This is a genomic window from Allosphingosinicella sp. (genome assembly GCF_036387215.1).
GTDB lineage: Bacteria > Pseudomonadota > Alphaproteobacteria > Sphingomonadales > Sphingomonadaceae > Allosphingosinicella.
This window is the reverse complement of sequence record NZ_DASVUE010000216.1, coordinates 1-3,645: the sequence shown is the minus strand read 5'-3', so window position 1 is coordinate 3,645 and position 3,645 is coordinate 1. Positions and strand designations below refer to the sequence as shown.

The window sequence follows — 3,645 nt, the reverse complement described above, 5'->3', positions numbered from 1 at the left end:
ACGATCTTGTAATAAGGACGCTTCTTGGCACCGCCGCGAGCGAGCCTGATCGATACTGCCATTTTGTCTTCCTTTCTGAACTAAACCTATTTCTTCATGAACTTGTCGAAACCGGGCGGGAGGTTGAACGGCGCGCTTCCGCCTGGTCCCGGAAGGCCCGGCATTCCCGCCGGAGGAGCAGCGCCCGCGCCGCCCATTCCGCCCATGCCTCCGGCGCCGCCCAGTCCTCCGAGCATCCCGCCAAGGCCGCCTGCGCCGCCGCCGCCGAACAGGGCGCCGAGCTTCCCAAGGCCTCCCATCTTTTTGATCTTCTTCATGGCGTTCGCCATTTCCTGGTGCATCTTCAGGAGCCGGTTTACCTCCTGCACCGTGGTGCCGGATCCCTTCGCGACCCGGATCTTGCGCTTGGCGTTGAGCAGCTCCGGCCGGATCCGCTCCTTAGGAGTCATCGAGCCGATGATGGCGTCGAGATGCACGAGCGTCTTGTCGTCCTGCGCCTTCTGGGCGGCGCCGGCCATCTTCTTCATGCCCGGAAGCATTCCGGCAAGCGCGCCGAGGCCTCCTATGCGCTGCATCTGCTGAAGCTGGCTGCGAAGGTCGTTCATGTCGAACTGCCCCTTCGCCATCTTCTTGGCGAGGGCTTCCGCCTCCTCCACCTTGATGGTCTCGGATGCGCGCTCGACGAGGCTGACGACGTCGCCCATGCCGAGAATGCGGCCGGCGACGCGCTGCGGGTGGAAGGCTTCGAGCTTGTCGATCGCCTCGCCGACGCCCGCGAACTTGATCGGCTTGCCGGTGACCGCGCGCATGGACAGCGCAGCGCCGCCCCGAGCGTCGCCGTCGAGACGGGTGAGGACGACGCCGGTAAGGTCCACCTCATTGGTGAAGCTACGCGCGACGTTGACCGCGTCCTGGCCGGTGAGCGCGTCGACGACGAGCAGCACTTCGGCCGGGGTCGAGACTTCGGCCACGGCCTTCATTTCGTCCATCAGCGCCTGATCGACGTGGAGGCGGCCGGCGGTATCGAGCAGGAGCACGTCGAAGCCCTGGAGCTTCGCCGACTGCAGCGCCCGGCGGGCGATGTCGACCGGCTGCTGGCCCGGCACGATCGGAAGCGTCGCCACATCCGCCTGCCGCCCAAGCACCGCGAGCTGCTCCTGCGCGGCCGGACGGGCGACGTCGAGCGAGGCCATCATCACCTTCTTGCGGTCCTTGTCGGACAGCCGCTTGGCGAGCTTGGCGGTGGTGGTGGTCTTACCCGAGCCCTGGAGGCCGACCATCATGATGACGGCGGGCGGCGTGACATCGACGTTGAGATCGGAAGCCTCGGCCCCAAGCATCTCCACGAGCGCATCGTGGACGATCTTGACGACCTGCTGGCCCGGCGTGACCGAGCGAAGCACCTGCTGGCCGATTGCCTGCTCGGTGGCGCGATCGACGAAGTCGCGGACGACGGGCAGCGCCACGTCGGCTTCGAGCAATGCGATCCGTACCTCGCGCATCGCGCCGCGCACGTCGGCTTCCGAGAGCGCACCGCGGCCGCGCAGGCGGTCGAAGACGCCGCTCAGACGGTCGCTCAGGCTCTCGAACATGCTTCTCGCTCCATCGCTTCAATCGGTCCAAACGCAAAAGCGCCGGCGGGCGAAACCTCGCCGGCCAGCGCGCGCCCTTGGACGCTTATCTCACCCAATTCCATCGAACAGGATGTGGGGGCGCATAGCGGCAAGACCAACTCAAGGCAAGGCGTGGCGGCGCCTGCTGATGGCGAACGGAGGGTGCCGCCTTCGGCTCAGCCGCGGCCGAGCAGCCTCTTCACACCGCTCACGTGATCGTGGCCCATGCGGACTTCCTCGCCGCTGCGAAGCCGGGCGAGCCAGTCGCCGCCGGCATCACGCGCCATGCCGGCGATCGCATCGCGGCGCAGGAGCGTCGAGCTGTCGACCTGGATGAACAGCTCGGGATCGAGCCCGTCCTCGGGCGCGCCGGCGGTCCGGTACACCATCCAGTTCCGGCGCCCGACATGGAGCCGCATGTCGTCACGGTCGGTGGTGATCCGATCGATCTCCCGAACCGGCAGGCGGACGAGCCCAAGCTGGTCCGGAACCCAGAATTCCTGCACGTAGCGGGGAACGGCCGGCTGCCGCGCCCTCCCCTCTCCGATCGCCGCACGCGCCCGCTCCAGCGCTCCGGTGAGCCGATCGAACTGGACCGGCTTCATGAGATAGTCGACTGCCGCGACGTCGAACGCGGCGACGGCGAAATTGTCGAACGCGGTCACGAAGATGATCGCCGGATCGGCCTTCGAGGCCGCCAAGGCGCGCGCGACCTCGATCCCGTCTTTGCCCGGCATTGCGATGTCGAGCAGGAGGAGGTCGGGCTCGGCCGCTTCGGCCGCTTCCATAGCAGCCTCGCCGTCGGAAGCCGTTCCGACGAGGGTGACGCCCTCGCATCGGCCGAGCAGCAGCTGCAGCCGCTCGATGGCGAGCGGCTCGTCGTCCACGATCATGACCCGGAGCGGCGTCTGTTCAGCCATTTCGCACCACCGGCAGTGCAATGCGGGTGGTATATCCGCCTTCGGGATCCTGACCATGCGAGCAGGCGGCGTCATCCCCGTAGCGGGCAGTGAGGCGGTCGCAGACGTTCGCCAGGCCTACGCCTTCGCCGTGCGAGCCGAGGGGATCTTTCGCCATCACGTCGCCGTCGTCGGTCACCTCGATGTGAAGGCGCCCCGCCTCCTCCGCCGCGGAGATCCGGATCGTCACGGGCCGCTTCGAGCGGGCAACGCCGTATTTGATCGCATTCTCGACGATCGGCTGCAGGATCAGGACGGGCACCCGGGCATTGCCGAGCTCGGGCGGGATGTGGATCTCCACCCTCAGCCGTTCGGGAAAGCGCACCTGCTCGATATCGAGATAGAGACGCTGCAATCGTATCTCCTCCTCGAGCGACACGTCGGCGGTTGGATCGGCCGAGAGGGTCGTCCTGAAGAAGGTGGACAGGTTCATGATCATCTGTTCGGCCGTGTCGGTGCGCTGCGCCAGGATCAACGAGGACAGCGAGTTCAGCGTGTTGAACAGGAAGTGCGGGTTGATCTGGTAGCGCAGGGCCCGGAGTTGCGCGTCCTGCGCCTCGCGCTGGAGCACGGCCGCACGCCGGTCGGCGGCGCGGAGCTGCGCGGCGTAGCTCAGGGCGACGTAGAGCGCCGCCCAGGCGGCGAACAGGAAGTACCAGCTCAGCGCTTGCTCGCTGATCGAGCGGAACGCCATTTCGAGCGCGCCCATGCCGCGCCACATCGGATCGAGCTTGTCGTCCTCGAGCGGATGGAGGACCCAGAAGATGAAATAGTTGAAGCCGGCGAACAGCAGCGAAGCGGGGAGGCAGAGGATACCGGCGACGACCGCCTTGCGGGTGAGGCTCGCCTCGGCCAGGCGCCGCATCGTCAGGTAGATGAGGAAGGTGAGCGTCGCGCCCACGCAGGCGGCGATCAGCCGGCGCCAGACCGAATCCCAGAAATCGGGGACCATCAAAGCGATCGAGCGCAAGGTGATCAGGCTGACATAGAGCACCCAGAAGCCGAGGATCGACTTCACGGCGATGCCGAGGTCCGGCAGCCGCCGCTGAAGCGGGCTTGGCAGGGCGGTGTCC

Annotated in this window: 3 protein-coding genes; all 3 read right to left on the bottom strand. The window is 66.9% G+C overall.

The genetic code is table 11. From position 1 onward, the window contains the following. Positions 1 to 86: 86 nt before the first annotated feature. Positions 87 to 1,592 (bottom strand): signal recognition particle protein, encoded by a 1,506-nt coding sequence (gene ffh / locus VF662_RS08495; RefSeq protein WP_464139863.1) that lies wholly within the window; start codon positions 1,590 to 1,592, stop codon positions 87 to 89. Positions 1,593 to 1,789: 197 nt separating this feature from the next. Next, positions 1,790 to 2,533, bottom strand: a complete 744-nt coding sequence (locus VF662_RS08490) for a LytR/AlgR family response regulator transcription factor (protein WP_464139861.1) — start codon at positions 2,531 to 2,533, stop codon at positions 1,790 to 1,792. Beyond that, positions 2,526 to 3,645, bottom strand: a 1,120-nt coding sequence (locus VF662_RS08485) for a sensor histidine kinase (protein ID WP_464139859.1), incomplete at its 5' end; no start/stop codon positions are given. The genes VF662_RS08490 and VF662_RS08485, both read right to left, overlap by 8 nt.

Excerpts from the sequence above, each read along its gene's own strand:
- ffh (WP_464139863.1), bottom strand. The coding sequence starts at position 1,592 with ATGTTCGAGAGCCTGAGCGACCGTCTGAGCGGCGTCTTCGACCGCCTG.
- VF662_RS08490 (WP_464139861.1), bottom strand. The coding sequence starts at position 2,533 with ATGGCTGAACAGACGCCGCTCCGGGTCATGATCGTGGACGACGAGCCG.